General features: G+C 34.3%; 19 protein-coding genes. 12 read left to right on the top strand and 7 right to left on the bottom strand.

Annotated elements, in window-relative coordinates:
- Nucleotides 1-241 precede the first annotated feature (241 nt).
- On the top strand, nucleotides 242-1,156 hold the full coding sequence (locus JMM81_RS14560; RefSeq protein ID WP_256242285.1) for a VOC family protein: 915 nt from the start codon (nucleotides 242-244) through the stop codon (nucleotides 1,154-1,156).
- Nucleotides 1,157-1,211: 55 nt separating this feature from the next.
- Nucleotides 1,212-2,249: an amidohydrolase family protein gene (locus JMM81_RS14555; RefSeq protein ID WP_256242284.1), complete on the top strand. Its 1,038-nt coding sequence runs from the start codon at nucleotides 1,212-1,214 to the stop codon at nucleotides 2,247-2,249.
- Between the two features lie 757 nt (nucleotides 2,250-3,006).
- Here the strand turns inward: JMM81_RS14555 and JMM81_RS14550 are convergent.
- The gene (locus JMM81_RS14550; protein ID WP_256242283.1) at nucleotides 3,007-3,900 is read right to left on the bottom strand and encodes a LysR family transcriptional regulator; all 894 of its coding nucleotides are present in this window, start codon (nucleotides 3,898-3,900) and stop codon (nucleotides 3,007-3,009) included.
- 501 nt (nucleotides 3,901-4,401) lie between these two features.
- Between JMM81_RS14550 and zupT the strand changes: the two genes are divergently transcribed.
- The 4 genes from zupT to JMM81_RS14530 all read left to right on the top strand — a co-directional run bounded on the left by zupT (nucleotide 4,402) and on the right by JMM81_RS14530 (nucleotide 7,140).
- Nucleotides 4,402-5,211 (top strand): zinc transporter ZupT, encoded by an 810-nt coding sequence (zupT, locus tag JMM81_RS14545; protein WP_256242282.1) that lies wholly within the window; start codon nucleotides 4,402-4,404, stop codon nucleotides 5,209-5,211.
- A gap of 396 nt (nucleotides 5,212-5,607) precedes the next feature.
- Complete coding sequence (locus JMM81_RS14540; protein WP_256242281.1) at nucleotides 5,608-6,162, top strand: polymer-forming cytoskeletal protein; 555 nt, start codon at nucleotides 5,608-5,610, stop codon at nucleotides 6,160-6,162.
- 291 nt (nucleotides 6,163-6,453) lie between these two features.
- Nucleotides 6,454-6,966 carry a DUF3231 family protein gene (locus JMM81_RS14535; RefSeq protein ID WP_256242280.1) on the top strand — a complete coding sequence of 171 codons (513 nt, stop codon included), beginning with the start codon at nucleotides 6,454-6,456 and terminating at the stop codon, nucleotides 6,964-6,966.
- Nucleotides 6,967-6,984: 18 nt separating this feature from the next.
- A complete protein-coding gene (locus JMM81_RS14530; RefSeq protein WP_256242279.1) occupies nucleotides 6,985-7,140 on the top strand; it encodes a hypothetical protein in 156 nt (51 codons plus the stop codon).
- Between the two features lie 148 nt (nucleotides 7,141-7,288).
- Here the strand turns inward: JMM81_RS14530 and JMM81_RS14525 are convergent, their stop codons facing one another.
- A complete protein-coding gene (locus JMM81_RS14525; protein ID WP_256242278.1) occupies nucleotides 7,289-7,408 on the bottom strand; it encodes a DUF4023 domain-containing protein in 120 nt (39 codons plus the stop codon).
- 652 nt (nucleotides 7,409-8,060) lie between these two features.
- On the opposite strand from JMM81_RS14525, the gene JMM81_RS14515 reads away from it, so the two are divergent.
- From JMM81_RS14515 to JMM81_RS14505, 3 genes are all read left to right on the top strand, one after another.
- The gene (locus JMM81_RS14515) at nucleotides 8,061-8,831 is read left to right on the top strand and encodes a phosphosulfolactate synthase (protein WP_256242277.1); all 771 of its coding nucleotides are present in this window, start codon (nucleotides 8,061-8,063) and stop codon (nucleotides 8,829-8,831) included.
- Nucleotides 8,813-9,355, top strand: a complete 543-nt coding sequence (locus JMM81_RS14510) for a histidine phosphatase family protein (protein WP_256242276.1) — start codon at nucleotides 8,813-8,815, stop codon at nucleotides 9,353-9,355. Before JMM81_RS14515 ends, JMM81_RS14510 begins: the two co-directional genes overlap by 19 nt.
- Before the next feature lie 444 nt (nucleotides 9,356-9,799).
- Nucleotides 9,800-10,075 carry a YqhV family protein gene (locus JMM81_RS14505; protein ID WP_256242275.1) on the top strand — a complete coding sequence of 92 codons (276 nt, stop codon included), beginning with the start codon at nucleotides 9,800-9,802 and terminating at the stop codon, nucleotides 10,073-10,075.
- A gap of 75 nt (nucleotides 10,076-10,150) precedes the next feature.
- On the opposite strand, the gene JMM81_RS14500 is transcribed toward JMM81_RS14505, so the two are convergent.
- The 5 genes from JMM81_RS14500 to trhA form a co-directional block, all read right to left on the bottom strand.
- Nucleotides 10,151-11,632 carry a spore germination protein gene (locus JMM81_RS14500; protein WP_256242274.1) on the bottom strand — a complete coding sequence of 494 codons (1,482 nt, stop codon included), beginning with the start codon at nucleotides 11,630-11,632 and terminating at the stop codon, nucleotides 10,151-10,153.
- Nucleotides 11,633-11,962: 330 nt separating this feature from the next.
- The gene (locus JMM81_RS14495; protein WP_256242273.1) at nucleotides 11,963-12,250 is read right to left on the bottom strand and encodes a hypothetical protein; all 288 of its coding nucleotides are present in this window, start codon (nucleotides 12,248-12,250) and stop codon (nucleotides 11,963-11,965) included.
- Between the two features lie 14 nt (nucleotides 12,251-12,264).
- The gene (locus JMM81_RS14490; protein WP_256242377.1) at nucleotides 12,265-13,485 is read right to left on the bottom strand and encodes an MFS transporter; all 1,221 of its coding nucleotides are present in this window, start codon (nucleotides 13,483-13,485) and stop codon (nucleotides 12,265-12,267) included.
- Nucleotides 13,486-13,638: 153 nt separating this feature from the next.
- Nucleotides 13,639-14,256 (bottom strand): YitT family protein, encoded by a 618-nt coding sequence (locus JMM81_RS14485; protein WP_256242272.1) that lies wholly within the window; start codon nucleotides 14,254-14,256, stop codon nucleotides 13,639-13,641.
- A gap of 272 nt (nucleotides 14,257-14,528) precedes the next feature.
- Complete coding sequence (gene trhA, locus JMM81_RS14480; RefSeq protein ID WP_256242271.1) at nucleotides 14,529-15,176, bottom strand: PAQR family membrane homeostasis protein TrhA; 648 nt, start codon at nucleotides 15,174-15,176, stop codon at nucleotides 14,529-14,531.
- Nucleotides 15,177-15,308: 132 nt separating this feature from the next.
- Between trhA and JMM81_RS14475 the strand changes: the two genes are divergently transcribed.
- From JMM81_RS14475 to JMM81_RS14465, 3 genes are all read left to right on the top strand, one after another.
- On the top strand, nucleotides 15,309-15,890 hold the full coding sequence (locus JMM81_RS14475) for a DUF1836 domain-containing protein (protein WP_256242270.1): 582 nt from the start codon (nucleotides 15,309-15,311) through the stop codon (nucleotides 15,888-15,890).
- Between the two features lie 352 nt (nucleotides 15,891-16,242).
- Nucleotides 16,243-16,626: a hypothetical protein gene (locus tag JMM81_RS14470; RefSeq protein ID WP_256242376.1), complete on the top strand. Its 384-nt coding sequence runs from the start codon at nucleotides 16,243-16,245 to the stop codon at nucleotides 16,624-16,626.
- Nucleotides 16,616-17,116, top strand: a complete 501-nt coding sequence (locus JMM81_RS14465) for an endolytic transglycosylase MltG (protein ID WP_256242269.1) — start codon at nucleotides 16,616-16,618, stop codon at nucleotides 17,114-17,116. Before JMM81_RS14470 ends, JMM81_RS14465 begins: the two co-directional genes overlap by 11 nt.
- Nucleotides 17,117-17,161 lie beyond the last annotated feature (45 nt).

Genomic DNA, 17,161 nt, shown 5'->3' with positions numbered 1-17,161 from the left:
AACATTTTAATTGGTGTTAGTTACCATCATATTGGAAATTAGAATTAAACTTTATCGTAGTAGGATAGAGCTCATATAAATAGAATTTTTGTAAAAAATGATAAATCAGATAAAATCAAAAATAAATCTTCAATTAGTTGATTATATCCCAAAAATATGTGATTAGACATTTTTCTACAATTAATGTAAATTTAGAGTATATTCAATTAGTTATAGAAACAATAAATAAGGGGGAATTGAAATGATTCGTTATAAAAAATTAGGTTATGTTGTTTTAAATGTAACAGATCTTGATAAATCAGTTGATTTTTATGAAAATATTGTCGGAATGCAATTTGTTGAACGCGTAAATGAAACCGTATTCTTAAGAAGCAGTAGAGACCATCACAACTTGATTCTTGAACAAGCTCCTGAAGCAGGTTTGGTAAGAGTTGCTTATGAACTTGAAAAAATCGAGCAATTCCAAGGTGTTTTCGATTATTTAACAGAACAAGGCTTAAATCCGGTAGAATTGAGTGTGAAAGAAACTCAAGATTTAGCTCAAGGTAGAACATTACGCTTTAAAGATCCAATTTTAGGTGTAACGTATGAATTCTATGTTGGAATGATGCAAATGGGATTACCATTTGTTCCGAAGAAAGCTAGAATTACAAGATTCCTTCATGTTGTATATGAAACAAATCAATTTGAGGAGATGTTAGATTTCTTTACTAACACATTAAACTTCAAAGTATCGGATACTGCAGGTAGAGAAGACGCATGGGCATGGTTAAGAGCGTTCCCTTCACCATATCACCATGACTTTGCCATTACAAAAGGTCCAGAAAATAAATTGAATCATATCGCCTACCAAGCTGAAAGAGTTGACGATGTTGGTATTCAAGTGAATCGATTAAACGATGCAAATGTTCCGATTCTATTTGGACCAGGAAAACATCATCCTTCTGGAAGTATTTTCTTATACTTTGCAGATCCAGATGGATTTACTGTTGAGTACAGCCAAGGAATGGAAGAATTCCCTGAAGAAGGAGCAAGGGAACCACGTCGCTTAGAGCCAAGTCAAGACACTATTGATGAATGGGGCGGATCTCCAAAGCCTGGTTTTGGTAAGCATGGTAAGTTAGTCACTGAAGATCTTGAAAAGGTTAATCAATAATAGAATAGTAAAGAGATTCTCATAAACGAGGAATCAGCTAAGAGGAGGCAAAAAGGTGTCAAAAGAAAAAGTCTTTCGTGTAGATTTTCATGCACATATTATTCCTGAAAATTTTCCTGATTTAGAAGAGAAATATGGTGACAACCGTTTTCCAACTTTAAAACACACTTGTGATTGTGGTGCGGAAATTTATAAAGATGGTAAGTCATTCCGAGCAATCGAAGATAATGCTTGGGATCCAAAAAAACGTATTGCACAAATGGATGCTGAGGGTGTAGATGTTCAAGTCTTATCTCCGATTCCAGTTACGTTTACTTACTGGGCAGATGGAGAAAAATGTTTAGAGCTATCTAAAGCACAAAATGATTTTATTGCTTCTGTAGTAGCAGAATATCCTAATCGTTTTGTTGGCTTAGGAACGGTTCCTTTACAAGATACGGATTTAGCCATTGCTGAAATGGAAAGAGCGATTAACGAATTAGGGCTAAAAGGGATTGAAATCGGAAGTAATGCAAACGGTAAAACTCTTGATGATCCTGAGATTTTAAGATTCTTAGAAGCAGCTGCAAAAATGGATGTGCCTATTTTTGTTCATCCATGGGCTACTGTTGGTGTGGAAAGAATGCCAAGACATAACTTTATGTATTCAATTGGTATGCCATCAGAGACAGCACTTGCGGCAGCTAGCTTAATCTTTAGCGGTATTTTAGAGAAACACCCGAATTTAAAAATATGTTTTTCTCACGGTGGAGGATCATTCCCTTATGTATTGGCTCGAATCGATCAAGCTTGGGAATCATGGCCGCACATTCGTAAAACGGAAGAAAAACCTAGTTATTATGCTCAAAAACTTTATTTTGATACGCTTGTTTATGATCCTAAAAACCTCCAATTTATGATTGATAAATTTGGTGCAGAGAAATTAATGGCAGGGTCTGATTATCCGTTCGTATTGCGTGAAGTTCCATCTGGAAAAGTTGTAGATATTTTAGAAAATGTTTCGGACGAAGACAAGGAATTAATGCTTGGTGAAAACGCAATTCAGTTTTTAGGATTAAATAAGTTAGATTATGTAAAAGAAACAGTTAAATAAAGTAAAAAAGATTCTCCTATCTTGGAGGATCTTTTTTTGTTTTACACTGTAGTAGAATGACTAATAGATACAAATGAAAAAGAGAACTTTTCTTGTTACTATTCATTAATAGAAAGGAAAGTTCTCTTTTTATGGGATTGAAGTGTTTATACACATTGGAAGATATGATTCTCCTTTAGAGTGCCTTTTAGTTTAAACATAATTGTATTGTACACCTCGTATTTGTAACTGTGTAGAACCGAACTTTTTAAATGATGCGGTCTGAAGAAAAAATCGATTTTCTTTTGTATATAGCGTATGATTTGTTCTTTATAAAATAATTTTTTTTGTGTTATTTTCTCGCGAATGTCATCTGTGAGGGAAAAGACAAATTGTAGTATAGAAAACTCCATTATACCACAATATTCTGATACTTTCATAATGCATACCTCCTTAATCTATCAATCTATTCAATGGAATATTTACACTATATTTACATTTAATTTCTATTATTTTAATATATCCCCTATATAAATCAAGGCTTCCGACAAAACTAGTCAAAAAAGGATCATTTTCACAGTGATAGATAACGAAAAAGGTAACTGTTTGCTGGAAAGCTAGCAAAATGAACCTCTTAAATAGAATTTCATTACTTTTTATGTTGATAAATGACCTTTGATGTATGTAGTGCTGTGTTTGATTCAGTATGAATCACTTAATGAGCATATACACCAAAGGTATTAGACCATCAACACTATGATTTAATAGCTTCTTTATTTTAAATGAATTTAATCGTTTTCAAAGTGTTTTCAAAATACTGTAAAAACAACTGAAGGTTTTCTAATTTCGGTGAATCTTTTTTGTGAATTCCTGTCAAATTAAAAGTAAGGTTTTCAATTTCAGCAAAAGGTATGATGCAAAAGTCTTCCTGAGGAGTGGTTGTTTCATTTCCCAATGCCAGTTCGGGTAAGATGCTAAAGCCCCAATTATTTTTAACCATTAACTTGATCATTTCAAAACTACCGACCTCAATACGATGTAAATTTTCTACTCCTACCAATCTCTCATCAATTGTTTGAGCAATAGGTGTTTCACGGCGATAGCATACCATTGTTTGGCCAATTAAATCGTCTTTTTTAACCTCGGATTTTGTGGCTAATGGATGATCTTTTCCTGCGATAAACACAAGTTTTTCGACAAAAAGATATTCGGATTGTACATTTGTAAAGGGAATCACATCCCTTACGATACCAATATCGATCATGCCTTCAAAGATCATTTTAGCAATTTCAAATGAATCATCAGCTTCTATAATATCAACCGATAACTTATGTTTTTCTCGTAGTAAAGATAGTACTTGTAAGACAACAAATGAAGAAATAGCAGGAGATAATCCGATTTTTAAGGATGGTGTTTTTAAAAGGTCAATGGTTTGTTTTGCTTCATTCATATAGTTAACGATTTTTCGAGCAAAAGGAAGTAAGGCATTTCCTTCTTCTGTTAATAAGATTTTTTTTCCATCTCGATAAAATAACTTACAATTTAATTCCATTTCTAATTTCTGAATTCTTGCTGTGACGGCTGGTTGCGTTAAATTCAATTGTTCTGCAGTTCGTGAGTAATTGTTAAATTCATGGACGGTCATAAACGTTAAAAGTTGTTCATTATCCAAGTTGTTTCCTCCTAGATAGTCGTTACTTCGGCTTTTATTTGTTCTTTTATTGAAAATCTTTAACTTGGAATCGTGCTTTTCCTTAATAGTCATTTATTAAGTAAAGCAAATTCTTTATCATTAATAATAATAGTATTTAACTACATAACTTTCAATTTTTATAATTTTTTAGTCGTAATGATAAACCGAAGTTTGCTTTTTTTCGATGGTATTAATTAAGAGTATTTTACAACAGTAGTATTTTTAAAATTTGAGAAGCTAAATGATTGTACAATATGTTTACTTTAGATTAAAATGTTTACCATAGGAAACATTTATTTATCTTTGCATATGTTGAACTAGTAAAAAATTTAAAAATAAAAGTTGCTTTTATACAACTTTTTTATACTAGTTCAAAAGGAGGGTATTTCCTTAACTCATTCGATGATGGGACTTTTGAATGGCAACGGCTATTTGCGACAAGTGATTTTTTAAGCGGTTTAAAAAGGAGTGGAAAAATAGATGGATGAAAATGTATTATTTGCCCTTGCGCTAACTTTATTTGCTGGTTTAGCTACAGGGATTGGGAGTATATTAGCTTTTTTTACCTCAACTACTAATACGAAGTTTTTATCATTAGCACTTGGATTTTCAGCAGGTGTTATGATTTATGTGTCGATGATAGAAATTTTTGTGAAGTCACAAGATGCACTTATTGGGGCAATGGGAGTAGGTCTTGGAAACTGGGCCACTGTTGGAGGGTTTTTCGGCGGTATGATTTTAATCGCTTTGATTGATAAATTTATCCCAAAGCAGGGAAATCCCCATGAATTAAAGAGAGTTGAAGAGATGAAGAAACCAGTAAACGTAGCACAGGATGCAGCATTATTAAAAATGGGTACATTCACTGCATTGGCCATTGGGATTCATAACTTTCCTGAAGGGATTGCGACATTTACTTCTGCTTTGCAGGACCCAGCACTTGGAATAGCAATAGCAACAGCCATCGCTATTCATAATATTCCTGAGGGAATTGCTGTATCAGTGCCTGTTTATTTTGCTACAGGAAGTAAGAAAAAAGCATTTAAGCTTTCTTTTTTATCTGGATTATCAGAGCCAGTGGGGGCTTTATTTGCTTATTTGATTTTAATGCCATTCTTAAACGATGTTATGTTTGGAGTTATTTTCGCAGCTGTAGCCGGGATTATGGTGTTTATATCACTTGATGAGTTATTGCCAGCTGCTAAAAAATATGATGAGGCCCATACATCAATCTATGGACTAATCGCTGGAATGGCAGTCATGGCACTTAGCTTATTGCTGTTTATATAAGATTCTTTATAAATGGTTTAAAATAACGAGGTGCAACTTAATTATACAGAGTTGTACCTTTTTTATTTTAACTAGATGTGAGATGCAAGGTGAAAGGGAATCATTTTTCAATTTCTCTTTGACTTATTGTGAGTGATGCCTAAATCCTGTTTAAAAAGGAGAGCGTCTTAGCATAGAGTTTCAGTTTTATTCGTTTTTTAAAAGAAATCATCTAAATAAAGACGTGATAAATTAAATATTCAGAGAATGACTATCACCATATACCCATCAATATTGATGGGTATATGGTGATAGTCATTTCATAAAATATACATACTTTACATATAGGCATAGATAAAATTTATGATAAAGTTTAAATGTAAACAATCATACAAAAGAAATTTGGGGGTTAACAGCATGAAATTTAAAGTATTATTCGTATCAACATTGGTAGCAGGATTGTTAGCTGGATGTGGTGCAGACGACGATCAAGCGGCTGAAGATCAAACAACTGACACTACTCAAACAGAGACAGAAGAAACAGATGTCGTAACAGCAGCATCTATTACAGGTGATGAAGACGTATTTGTAGCAGCATTAGGTGAAGAAGGAACATGGATTGTAGCAGCACTTAATGATATGACAATTGAAAAAGAATTAGTTGTGGCTGGACAATTCCATAATAAAGATGATGCAAGCGAAGCTATTTATCGTAAACTTGCTCTTTATACACAAGATGATGACAAGAACGTAACTGGGACTTTCACACTAACAATACCAAAAATGACTGTACAAAGTGAAAACTTTAAAATCCAAAATGGTACAGTAAAAGGTGATGTTCACGTAGAAGCAAACGGATTTACTCTTACTGAAGACACTACAATTGATGGAAATCTTACCTTTGCAAGTGAAGAAGTAAAAGAATCTGCAGTTATTGAGGGCACAGTAACAGGAACTCAAGAAGTTAAATAAAGATTATATAAATAGTTAGTCTGAACGGATCAAATCGTTTGAACAATCCAAAAAAGCCAGTCATCTGTATTCAATAGATGACTGGCTTTTTTGGAGGCATTATTACTTTTTCTTTTGGTTCTGTTCATCATACGGTTGAAGAATTGTCTTGAGTGTATGAGGGCATTAAGGTAGCGCTTGTTTTTATCTTTATTATGGTCACAATTCCCATTCATGATCCTTTCATAAGATGGAACAATAAGTATTGCCACTAAAAAGGGCAATGTTATGTACAATTTAAGGGGGATATTGATGGGTATACTTAGTGGAAATCCAAAAGAGGAACCAATGCATTATGGTGAAGTCTACGCAACATGGATACATTTAAACACAGCTAAAGCATTTGTTGCTAGCTTTGAAACATTGCTTAATCATACAGGTGATGACGATTTAAAAAAGTTAATTGAAGATGTTATCGAAAATGGTTCAAAGCCTGAAATCGAAGAAATTGAAGCACTATTGAAAGAAAATGGTGTTGGATTACCACCTACACCACCAGAACGCCCAAAAGCGTGTTTGGAAAACATTCCAGCAGGTGCTAGATTCACGGATCCAGAAATTGCTACAATGCTAGGCACTGACCTTGCAGCAGGACTTGTAAGCTGCAGTGCGGTAATGGGTCAGTGTATTCGTGAAGATATCGCTATGATGTATGGGCAATTTCATATGAAGAAAGCTCAATTTGCGGCTAAAACCTTAAAACTACTAAAGGAAAAAGGCTGGCTTGTTCCTCCACCATTACATGTCGATAAATCGGAATGTTAGAAGGGGGAGAGAGTAAAGATGTCACAAAAGGGTGAATTCCAGAACAAGGAGCAATATTTAATGCCGGAAGCGCTTAAGCAAAAAAAAGACTTCCACTATCGTGTTGGTTATACATCTACAACTGGTAACCAAACTGGGGGGAAGGAAGAATCGGGCAAAAGGTCTGATCTTTAATAAAATTTAAAGGATCAGAAATAGGTGCGTTGAAAGATAGAAGAAGATACTTTCTGAATTATTAATAAGTTGAATGATCGGTAGATTTTTACAATGGAAACGCTTGGATACTCCAAGCGTTTCTATTGTAAAAAAACAGATGATTTTATTAATGATATTTATTTGGTAGTTTATTACTAGCATTGCCTTTACCTTGGCGTTTTCGGTTTTGTTCGTCTTTTTTTTGCTTTTCATGTAGTTTCTCCACAAACTCATGCGTATTTTTCATTTATAGATCCCTCCTTTTTAAGGTGATAGTTGTTACTGTAACCAATTCACAGTAAAAAATGTACAAACGTTTATGGGGTTTAGACTAAAGATTATCTGTCGCATGCCCAATTGTCTTTATCAAGGTCGTGCTTTAATGCATATGCAGGATGATCAGAAGGGACGGGACGCCATTTGGATATACTTTCCGTAATTCCGTGCAGTTTTGAAAGGATTCAGAATTTGAACTTGTTAAATTACTTGGATGATTGGTTGTGCTTTCCGTTTCTGTTGTTGAATTTAGTGTAATAAGCTTTGACCGTTTTAATATTTCTTGCCTATATCATTCCAGTTATAACCACCCCATGCTTATGAATGGATAGGTACTAATGGAACCAATGAACACAATTAATAAAACAAAGAGTAATAATTTCTCCAAAATAAATATCCCCTTTACATAAAAAATACATAATCTTTTTATTATAATATGTACTAGAGAAAAGAATTTAATAGTAAAGAAGTTATTGTTTTATTTCACTTGTGCTAAATAAATATAATGATGATGATCTTTAGTCAAGGTTCAATATCTATTTCAGAAGGGAAAAGCCCATTATTTACACCATCACCCAATTTCTGAATAGTCTATCCTAGAGAATAGAGGAGGCGTATTCCTAATGGAATTTTTAGAACTACCAAAAAGGACAACAGGAAATAGAACTTATGGACTGACTTCGATTATTGATTTAGGAACTCCTATAGGAGAATTGAAAAATATATTAAATGATTATCATCATATTATTGATATTGCCAAAGTTGGAATGGGAACGGCTTATGTGTCTCCAAATTTAAAGGAAAAAGTTCGAATTTATAAGGAATATCATATTAAACCTTATTGTGGGGGAACCTTTTTTGAAAAATGTTATCAACAAAATAAACTTTCTCCATTTCTAACGAGTTTAAACAATTTAGGAATTGAATGGGTTGAAGTTTCAAATGGAACACTAAATATTTCACTTCAAGAACGTCTCAAAATTATTTCTCAAATAAAAGATGATTTTCATGTGATAGCAGAGGTTGGTTCAAAAGATTCTAATCATGAAATGCCTATTTCGGAATGGAAGAGCGAAATAAAGGCGTTACTTGAATCGGGTTGTGAATATGTGATTACAGAAGGGAGAGATTCTGGTACTTCTGGTATATATGAAAAAGATGGTAATCTTAAATCTAATTTGATTAGTCAATTAGTGAAAGATATTGATAGTAAAAAGGTGATATTTGAAGCACCTACTGCTAAACATCAAATGTTTTTTATTAATGAATTTGGGACGAATGTGAATTTAGGCAATGTGAAACTAAACGATGTATTACTTTTAGAGGCTCAGAGGCGTGGATTAAGAAGTGAAACTTTTTATTTGGAGGCTCCTGAATGCAACTTACTCTCATAAGACATCTCCCAACGGAGTGGAACAAAAAAACTTGGCTACAAGGAAAACGAGATATCGGAATTTCTCCTATTACAGATATTGTTGCAAGAGAGATTGCCTATAACCAGAAGCTCCTTGTAAAAGATTCTCCATTTGATTTTACTTTGGCTAGTACCCTAAAACGTACTCATCAGACAGCACAGCTATATGGTTATCAAGCTGAAACAGAACATTTGTTAGACGAATTGGACTTTGGTCCATATGAAGGTCTTCCAAAGGAAAAGCTTATGGAAACATATGGAGAGGTTTGGATAGAAAATCCAATAGAATTAGTTTTAGGGGAGAGCATTAATGATTTAGAAGAACGAATTATTTTGTTTTTAGATAAATATAAGGAATCAGCCAATATATTAGTATTTGGACATGGTTCGTGGATCAGGGCCATAATTTCGTATTCACAATATGGTCATATAAACAATATGAATAAAGTGAGCTTCAGAAACAATGAATATCTCACATTATCATTGAATCCTAGAATGAACTAATAAAAAATATACTCTTAATCAGTCAACAAATTTACATTATCAAACGGAGGCTTTAGAAGATATTCCCTATTGATTTTACTTTTATCTTTTTAAAACCATTACTTACTGCTTGCTTAACTAATTCCAAAGAATGATTCATTCATTTATCTCTTGCAGAATAAGAGTGAAGTAATACAAAAGCTGAAACGGTTTCTCTTAATGTCCCTCCCACAACTCGCATAAAGAAAGTCTAGATGATTTAGATGCTATTGCCATAGGGTGGGGCTGGGGCCCATACTTACTCCGGTGACTACTCTCTTTTTAAATGACGATTTCTAGTATTTGCTTTTACCCTTCTTTCATTTGTATTTTTGTTTTTTTATAGAAATATAAATAACTTGTCCTTCTTGAACCATTTAGTGCATATATTTAAGACAGCAAAATGTTTAGGAGGGACAGTTCATAATGTTTCAATTATTTGAAAAAGCTATTATGGGAATGGCGTTATTACGAATCCTTTCAGGTAGCATAGAAATTTTTGTTGCTTTTTTGATTTTAAAATATAATGATGTTGAAAAAGCCCTTGTCGTGAATAGCTCTCTTGCTGTTATCGGTCCTCTGATATTAATTATTACTACTTCCATTGGTTTATTGGGAATTTCCGAAAAAGTATCTTATACAAAGTTAATGTGGATCTTTGGCGGGGTAGCATGCATCATCTACGGCGTAAAAAGCAATTAAAATATAAGGAAGTTTAAAGGGGGATGAGCGTAAAATTGTTTCGTGCATAAAAAAAGCGCCTTTTGGCGCTTGATCTTACCGATCAGGATCTTGCGGATTTAGAATACGTGGGCGCCGATTTTTTAATGGAATCGGTGCACGTATCAAAGCATCACGAAATGCACGGGGATTAAACGGAATCAGCGGCCACAAATACGGGACCCCGAAAGATTGTATCCGGGCTAACATGATAATAAACAATACAACGCCAATAACATAACCATATGTGTGGAATAAGGCAGTTGATAGTAAAAGAGCAATACGAATCAGCCGATTTGCTAAGCTTAATTCATAACTTGGTGTAGCGAACGTACCTATTGCTGCAATCGAAAAGTATAAGATGACTTCATTGGTAAACAGTCCGACCTCAACAGCAACCTGACCAATCATTAACGCTGCAACAAGACCTAGGGCTGTTGCAAGCGAAGTGGGTGTATGAATAGCTGCCATTCGCAGCATGTCCAATCCAACTTCAATTAATAAGAACTGTACGAGCAAAGGGACTTGTCCTTCTGTATTCGGACCGATAAAATCGAACTGGTTGGGCAAAAGATCAGGTTCAAGATTAAACAAAAACCACAGAGGCATTAGAAAAATGGAAGCAAAGACTGCCATATAACGAACAAATTTAAGGTAAGTTCCAGTTAATGGTTTGTTCCGATACTCTTCAGCGTGCTGCAGGTGATGCCAAAAAGTTACAGGTGTAATCATGGCAGATGGCGAACCATCAACAAAAATGATTACATGCCCTTCAAATAGGTGGGTTGCCACAGTATCAGGACGTTCAGTATATCTAACAACCGGAAAAGGATTCCAAAAGCTTCCGGAAATGTATTCCTCGATAGTTTTGTCGGCCATCGGCAGACCGTCCGTGTCGATCTTGGATAGTTTTTCTTTTAGTTCTTTTATCATTGAAAGGTCTGCAATATCCTCAATATAAGAAATAACAATATCCGTTTTTGAACGACGGCCAAGCTGCATGAATTCCATTCTTAGTGTACGGTCTCTTACTCTTCTCCTAGTTAAAGCGGTATTAAAGACGATGGTTTCGACAAAGCCATCTCTAGAGCCTCTGACAACCCTCTCTGTATCCGGTTCTTCTGGTCCCCGGACAGGGTATGTCCGTGCATCAATTAAAATGACTTCATCAATACCATCTACGACAAAAGCTGTCGGACCCGACAATACGGTATCAACAACTTTATTTAAATCATCTGTTGTATCGATTTCAACATAAGGGATGTATGTTTTAAGGAGACTTTTTAATACATCCTTCTCGAGCTCTTCTTTCTTTACGTTTGCTAAAAACTTCATTAAGAGATGGAGGATATCATCTTTTACTAAACCATCTACGAGAAACAGAGCTATTTTCTTTTCGGCATATTCAACATCCAAATGAATAACATCAAAACTTTTGCCAACACCCAATTCTTCACGCAAATAGGCCACATTTTTTTCTATACTGGTTTTTACTTTTTCTTTATCCATTGCTTTTTCTTTTTCTTCTGCTTTTTCCATAATTCACCTCAAAAATAACCAGTTCATATTTTCTTTTATTTCTATTAGGCTATCTCCATAATAGACATTAAGAAGAAAAATCATACTTGATTCTGGAATTTTTGTTGTAGAGGATCATTTGTTGTTATAAACGAGAAAACAATGTTGAAGTCCAATCCGTTGTTTATACCAATTTTACCTTCAAGATTAATCATTCTTTGTCTCCAATTAATCCATCTTTTTAAGCATACCTATGGCTAAACATAAAGAAAAGCCCAGCATTTACTAGCTGGACTTGCATTACCTTCATGATAATTAAGATGGAATAGGGCGATAGGAATAATTATAGCTCTACTTTTTTTCTTTTTCTTCTTCTTTCAGATTTATTTTTTTACAACCTACGTATAGGCAAGAAAAAATATCTAAACCTGGCTTTGCTTTTGCTAACCCTTTTATATAGGGAGTGACTAAGTCTTTAAAATCAGCACTTACGCCTTCTTCCTCTAATATCCCATATACATAAAGTTTTTTTTCGTCAAATAAAAACGCAACATTTCCAACAGCCTTACTATCAGAATCCACTACATTTAATACTTGAAACTCTGGGGTTATGACCTCAGGTGAAAAATAAATTTGCAAATCGATCTACTCCTTTAAGTAAACTGCAATTTTTCAAACAGTGTGTCACTGTCTTTTGAAGGTTCTTTTTTGCTTACATGAATAAACACTAGGCACAAAAATCCAACAAACAAGGTCAAACCAGCAGTTGATAAAAACATGCCTGTGCGTGACCATGCCATTAATGCACCGTAAACAGGTGGCCCGATGGCAACGCCTAAAAAGCGAACAGACCCATATAGGGAAGTCACGAACCCTCTTTGTCCTGCTGAAACAGAACCTGTAATAAAGCTATTAATACATGGTAGAGCAAGACCTGTTCCAATACTGCTAAAGGCTAGTACGGCAAAAAAAGGAACTAATTTTGTAAAAAAAATCAGTGATGAAAAAGAAATGGTCATAAGCAATAATCCTAATATAATTAACTTTTTCATGAGTTTCATATTTTTCCCAATTTTACTTCCAGTTATATAGGATGTCGTTGTCATAAATAATAGGGGGATCGCCAAAATACTTCCTTTTAATATACCATCAATTTGATAATCTTTTTCGAGAATATCCGAAATATAAAATAAGATCCCAAATAAAGTAAATAAACATGTAGCCCCTGCTAAATAAGCAACAAATAGCCAACGTCCTTCTGTTTTAAAAACAGATATGAGACCTTTTACATATTTACCCAAAGAAGGAGGCTCTTTTTTCTTTTTCTTTTCCTTGATAAAAAAGATGGTTAAAAGGATGGAAACAAGACAAAAAATGGGAAAAGCAAAAAATGCTGCATACCAGAAAATTAGGGCTAATAAAGATCCTATAATTGGGCTAATGACCTTTCCAAAGCCATTCGATGCCTCAACTAATCCTAAAACCTTGCTCTGTTCTCCTCCTTTAAATAAATCCCCTGATAGAGCCATCGCCATTGATGTAGTTCCTGCAGCACCAATACCCTGCATAACCCTTCCTGCAATAATCCATGTATAGGCATTGGAAAACCAAGCAGCTGCAGCACCTGCCAAAATCCCACCGGCTCCATATAAAATAAGAGCAGGGATCACGACTGCTTTTCGAGAAAACCGGTCAGATAAATAACCTAATAGCGGAATCATGATCGCAGCAGAAATGGAAAATACAGAAATAATTAAGCTAGTCTGAAATTGAGATATATCCAGTTCTGCTTTCATTTTCGGAAGAATGGGGATTAACATTGAATTTCCTAAGACAAGAATAAGTGGAATGGATCCAATTGCCACAATGGTCATGCCTTTATGTTTTTGCTTTGACAATTAAGTACACCCCTGACTGTTAGAATATAAATCCGCTATTATTGTTTGAATGTGAGTGTTAGTTTATACAAGGTCAATGACCTATTTTTCATAAGAAAAAGGTGAGTAGATCCTATGATTAGGAATTTCTCACCTTCTTCGCCAGCTAGAGGATAGTATACTTATTGTTTGAAACTTAAAATGATAAATAAAATCAATGATAGTGGTTGAGACAAATTGACAAATAATCGCATATACAACAATTTTATAATCGATAACAAGGGAGGTTAATAAGAAAATGAAAAAATTAATTCCCATCATGACTTTCCCAGGACTCCAATTTTTATAAGAGGCAATCATCAATGCTGGAATAACCATCCCACCACTTGAAGCACCCATTCGAATGAGTAAGCCTACCCCAATCCCAAATAGAATGCTACCTCCCAAAATATCTAGAAAGATATGTACATGCGGAAGAGAAACTTGAGAGGTCAAGATGGTAACCGTAGTAGAGGTCGTTCCAACTGAAATGATCGTACGAAAGGTCCAGGTAAACCCAAAATAATTTAAGGCAAAAAATAAAAAAACAATATTTGCCAACCATAAGGAAAAACCGAGGGATAGACCGAACCAATGATTCAACAAGATCGCTATGCCTGCAGCTCCTCCAGAGGGGATGGAGTGTGGAAATAAGAATAATGACATTGATAATCCTTGTAAAAGGGCTCCAAATAGTAAATAAAAATAAGTTAATAGCGAGTTATTCATCGTTTATTAGAATCATCCCTGAAATACATCTCCATATAAATCCTTCTTCCCTTCCTATCTTCTAGATTCTTATGTTTTTTCAAAGTTTTATTCATATCTACAAGTTATAAAGGCTTGGACTTTTTACCATTCGGACTCCATCCAACTAAAAAAGAATTCTTTCTTTATTACTATGTATGAGAGAGTCGAATAAGGACAAGTTCTTTTAAAAATACATCCAACATTCGTAGGGAGTAATGCCCTTATTATTGGATGTATCAGTTAATATCATTCTAAATCACATATAAAAATACAGATAAGAAATGTGCTAAGCTACCAAGAAGTATAAAAATATGAAAAATTTCATGGAAACCTAAATGTTTAAACTCAAGAAATTTAGGCTTTACACCGTAAATCATGCCTCCAATTGTATAGAATAATCCTCCAAGGATTAACAAAAATAATCCGATAGCATTTATATTTTGAGATAATTGTGGAACAACAAAGACGACCATCCAGCCCATTGCAATGTAGAGAGCTGTTGATAACCATCTAGGACAATTAAACCAAACCATTTTAAAAATAACCCCGCATAAAGCAATGATTGTAATAATCGTAAACAATGTCCAACCTGTCACACCATTTAAGCTGATAAGACAAAAAGGGGTGTAAGTTCCGGCAATTAGTATGAATATCATGGAATGATCTAGTTTCCTTAAAAAGGAGATGACTTTATCTTTTGCTTTGACCATATGATATGTGGCCGATGCTGAATACAATAGGATCATGCTAATTCCAAAAATGATGACTGCTGTAATGGCAAGTGCGGAACCATTTGAAAGTGCAACTTTGATTACCATAGCAAGCAATGCGCCAAAAGAAAGAATGGCACCAGCTAAGTGTGTGAGTCCATTAATCGGCTCTCTAATATATTGATTCATTTTAATCCTCCTATTGCAATACATAGTTTTTATAACTACTTATAATATTATATGAACTATAATAAGTAGTCAACGTTTACTTTTATAAGGTTTTCGGTTAAAATGAATAAAAAATGATAATAGAGGTTTGGAATGGAAAATATGGAGAGTATTATTAGACAATTTGGTCCTGAAAACAATATAACATTAGAGGATATCCCTGATATAGATTTGTATATGGATCAAGTCATTCAATTATTTGAAAATAAGTATAAGAATATGAAAAGAAACGAAAATGAAAAAGTTTTAACAAAAACAATGGTAAACAATTATGCTAAGGGAAAGTTATTTATACCGATTAAAAATAAGAAATACTCCAAGGAGCACCTTTTATTAATTAGTCTGATTTATCAGTTAAAAGGAGCTCTTTCCATTAATGATATTAAGGCTGTATTAGATGGAGTAAACAAAAAGGTAGCCGAGGGAAATTTTAATTTAGCTCTTTTTTATAACAGTTATCTCCATCTAGCTGATCAAAATATAGCGCAGTTTAAGGAGGATGTTCAGGCGAAGGAAAAGGGTGTACATGAAGAAGTGGAGAAATTAGAAGATGAAAATACTGCTTATTTGGAGAATGTTTTACTCATTACTTCACTTGTAAATCAGAGCAATTTATATCGAAAAGCTGCAGAAAAGTTAGTCGATCAAATCATACTTGAAGAGCGACAAGAATAACAACAATGAATGGGGGAGGCAAAAAAATGAAGCTCATAGCGACAGATTTAGATGGAATACTTTTAAATGAAGAAGGGGAAGTAAGGAAAATGCACAAGCGATTAAAAAAACAATGGGTCTCAGGATCCAATTTGTTGTAGTTACAGGCAGACCTTATGAAAAGTGCGAATCCAGATGAAAGATGTAATGGCACTTGGCGATAATTTAATGGAATTCCTCTTTTAGGTTTTATTTGCCATAAAAACACGACTTTTGTGGTATTTTATCGTTTTAAATCGAATTCTTGTAGGGATCAATGTATAATAAGAGAATGCAAGAAAAATAGATTTAGGTTAGGGAGGATTATCAAGTGATGGAATGGGCATTAGCCATTTTGTTTGGTGCAGCAGTTTTGCTTCTCATTTTATCGTTTATTAAAACGAAGCAATCATCGAAAAAAGTAGAACAACAAATAGAAGAGGTTTCTTTTACATTTACGGATGAATTGAATAAACTACAACAGCAAATTCGGAATATTGAACTAGATGCTGAAATTACTGTAACAGAAGCAAATTTATTGGCAAACTCTTCTAAACACCGACATTTATTACGTGATGTGCTTGATTTGTATAAGCGTAAGTATTCCTTTGAAAGCATTGCTACGAAAACACAGCTAACAAAGTATGAAGTGGAGCAGTTGCTTACTCCTTATATTAAGGTCAAAGATGAAGGGAGTAAAGTTGCAAATGACCTCTAATTCAATGCGCAGCTTTGCCGGAGGACTTATCGTTGCAGCAAGTATTTGCGGTGCTGTATATTTCTTTGGTTCAGGTGAAGCAAAGAGTATAGATACCACAGAGACGAAAGAGTCTACAGAAACCACTGAAACTATCGAAAAAGTTTCAGTAGATGAAATGAAAACCCTTCTTTCTGCTGAAGGCTATGTCATTCATACAGAAGAAGAGTGGAGTGAACAACTTTCTGCTGCTGAAACAGCTAATAATGAAAATAAAGAGCAAAAGGAAACAGAAGAAAAGGTTGTATACCACACGATGTTGTCTGTTTCTTCAGGTATGACAAGTATTGATGTTGGGAGAGCGCTTGAGCAGACCAATATCATTGATGATGCATTTGCTTTTTCACAAGAAATTGATAAACGGGGAATAGCAAATAAATTACGTCCTGGTATGTTTGAAGTTGAGAGCGGAATGTCATTAGATGAAGTTATTTCAGTTATTTTTCAATAGTGAATAAGTAAATATCGTTTGATATCGAACGCTTGGTGGCTACAA

Source organism: Bacillus sp. V3B (assembly GCF_024494465.1).
Lineage (GTDB): Bacteria > Bacillota > Bacilli > Bacillales > Cytobacillaceae > Bacillus_BD.
This window is presented reverse-complemented; position numbering and strand designations above follow the sequence as displayed.

Excerpts from the sequence above, each read along its gene's own strand:
- JMM81_RS14560 (WP_256242285.1), top strand. The coding sequence starts at position 242 with ATGATTCGTTATAAAAAATTAGGTTATGTTGTTTTAAATGTAACAGAT.
- JMM81_RS14475 (WP_256242270.1), top strand. The coding sequence starts at position 15,309 with ATGGAAAATATGGAGAGTATTATTAGACAATTTGGTCCTGAAAACAAT.
- trhA (WP_256242271.1), bottom strand. The coding sequence starts at position 15,176 with ATGAATCAATATATTAGAGAGCCGATTAATGGACTCACACACTTAGCT.
- JMM81_RS14500 (WP_256242274.1), bottom strand. The coding sequence starts at position 11,632 with ATGGAAAAAGCAGAAGAAAAAGAAAAAGCAATGGATAAAGAAAAAGTA.
- JMM81_RS14490 (WP_256242377.1), bottom strand. The coding sequence starts at position 13,485 with ATGACCATTGTGGCAATTGGATCCATTCCACTTATTCTTGTCTTAGGA.
- JMM81_RS14485 (WP_256242272.1), bottom strand. The coding sequence starts at position 14,256 with ATGAATAACTCGCTATTAACTTATTTTTATTTACTATTTGGAGCCCTT.
- JMM81_RS14505 (WP_256242275.1), top strand. The coding sequence starts at position 9,800 with ATGTTTCAATTATTTGAAAAAGCTATTATGGGAATGGCGTTATTACGA.
- JMM81_RS14470 (WP_256242376.1), top strand. The coding sequence starts at position 16,243 with ATGGAATGGGCATTAGCCATTTTGTTTGGTGCAGCAGTTTTGCTTCTC.
- JMM81_RS14465 (WP_256242269.1), top strand. The coding sequence starts at position 16,616 with ATGACCTCTAATTCAATGCGCAGCTTTGCCGGAGGACTTATCGTTGCA.
- JMM81_RS14525 (WP_256242278.1), bottom strand. The coding sequence starts at position 7,408 with ATGAAAAATACGCATGAGTTTGTGGAGAAACTACATGAAAAGCAAAAA.
- zupT (WP_256242282.1), top strand. The coding sequence starts at position 4,402 with ATGGATGAAAATGTATTATTTGCCCTTGCGCTAACTTTATTTGCTGGT.
- JMM81_RS14530 (WP_256242279.1), top strand. The coding sequence starts at position 6,985 with ATGTCACAAAAGGGTGAATTCCAGAACAAGGAGCAATATTTAATGCCG.
- JMM81_RS14540 (WP_256242281.1), top strand. The coding sequence starts at position 5,608 with ATGAAATTTAAAGTATTATTCGTATCAACATTGGTAGCAGGATTGTTA.
- JMM81_RS14510 (WP_256242276.1), top strand. The coding sequence starts at position 8,813 with ATGCAACTTACTCTCATAAGACATCTCCCAACGGAGTGGAACAAAAAA.
- JMM81_RS14535 (WP_256242280.1), top strand. The coding sequence starts at position 6,454 with ATGGGTATACTTAGTGGAAATCCAAAAGAGGAACCAATGCATTATGGT.
- JMM81_RS14515 (WP_256242277.1), top strand. The coding sequence starts at position 8,061 with ATGGAATTTTTAGAACTACCAAAAAGGACAACAGGAAATAGAACTTAT.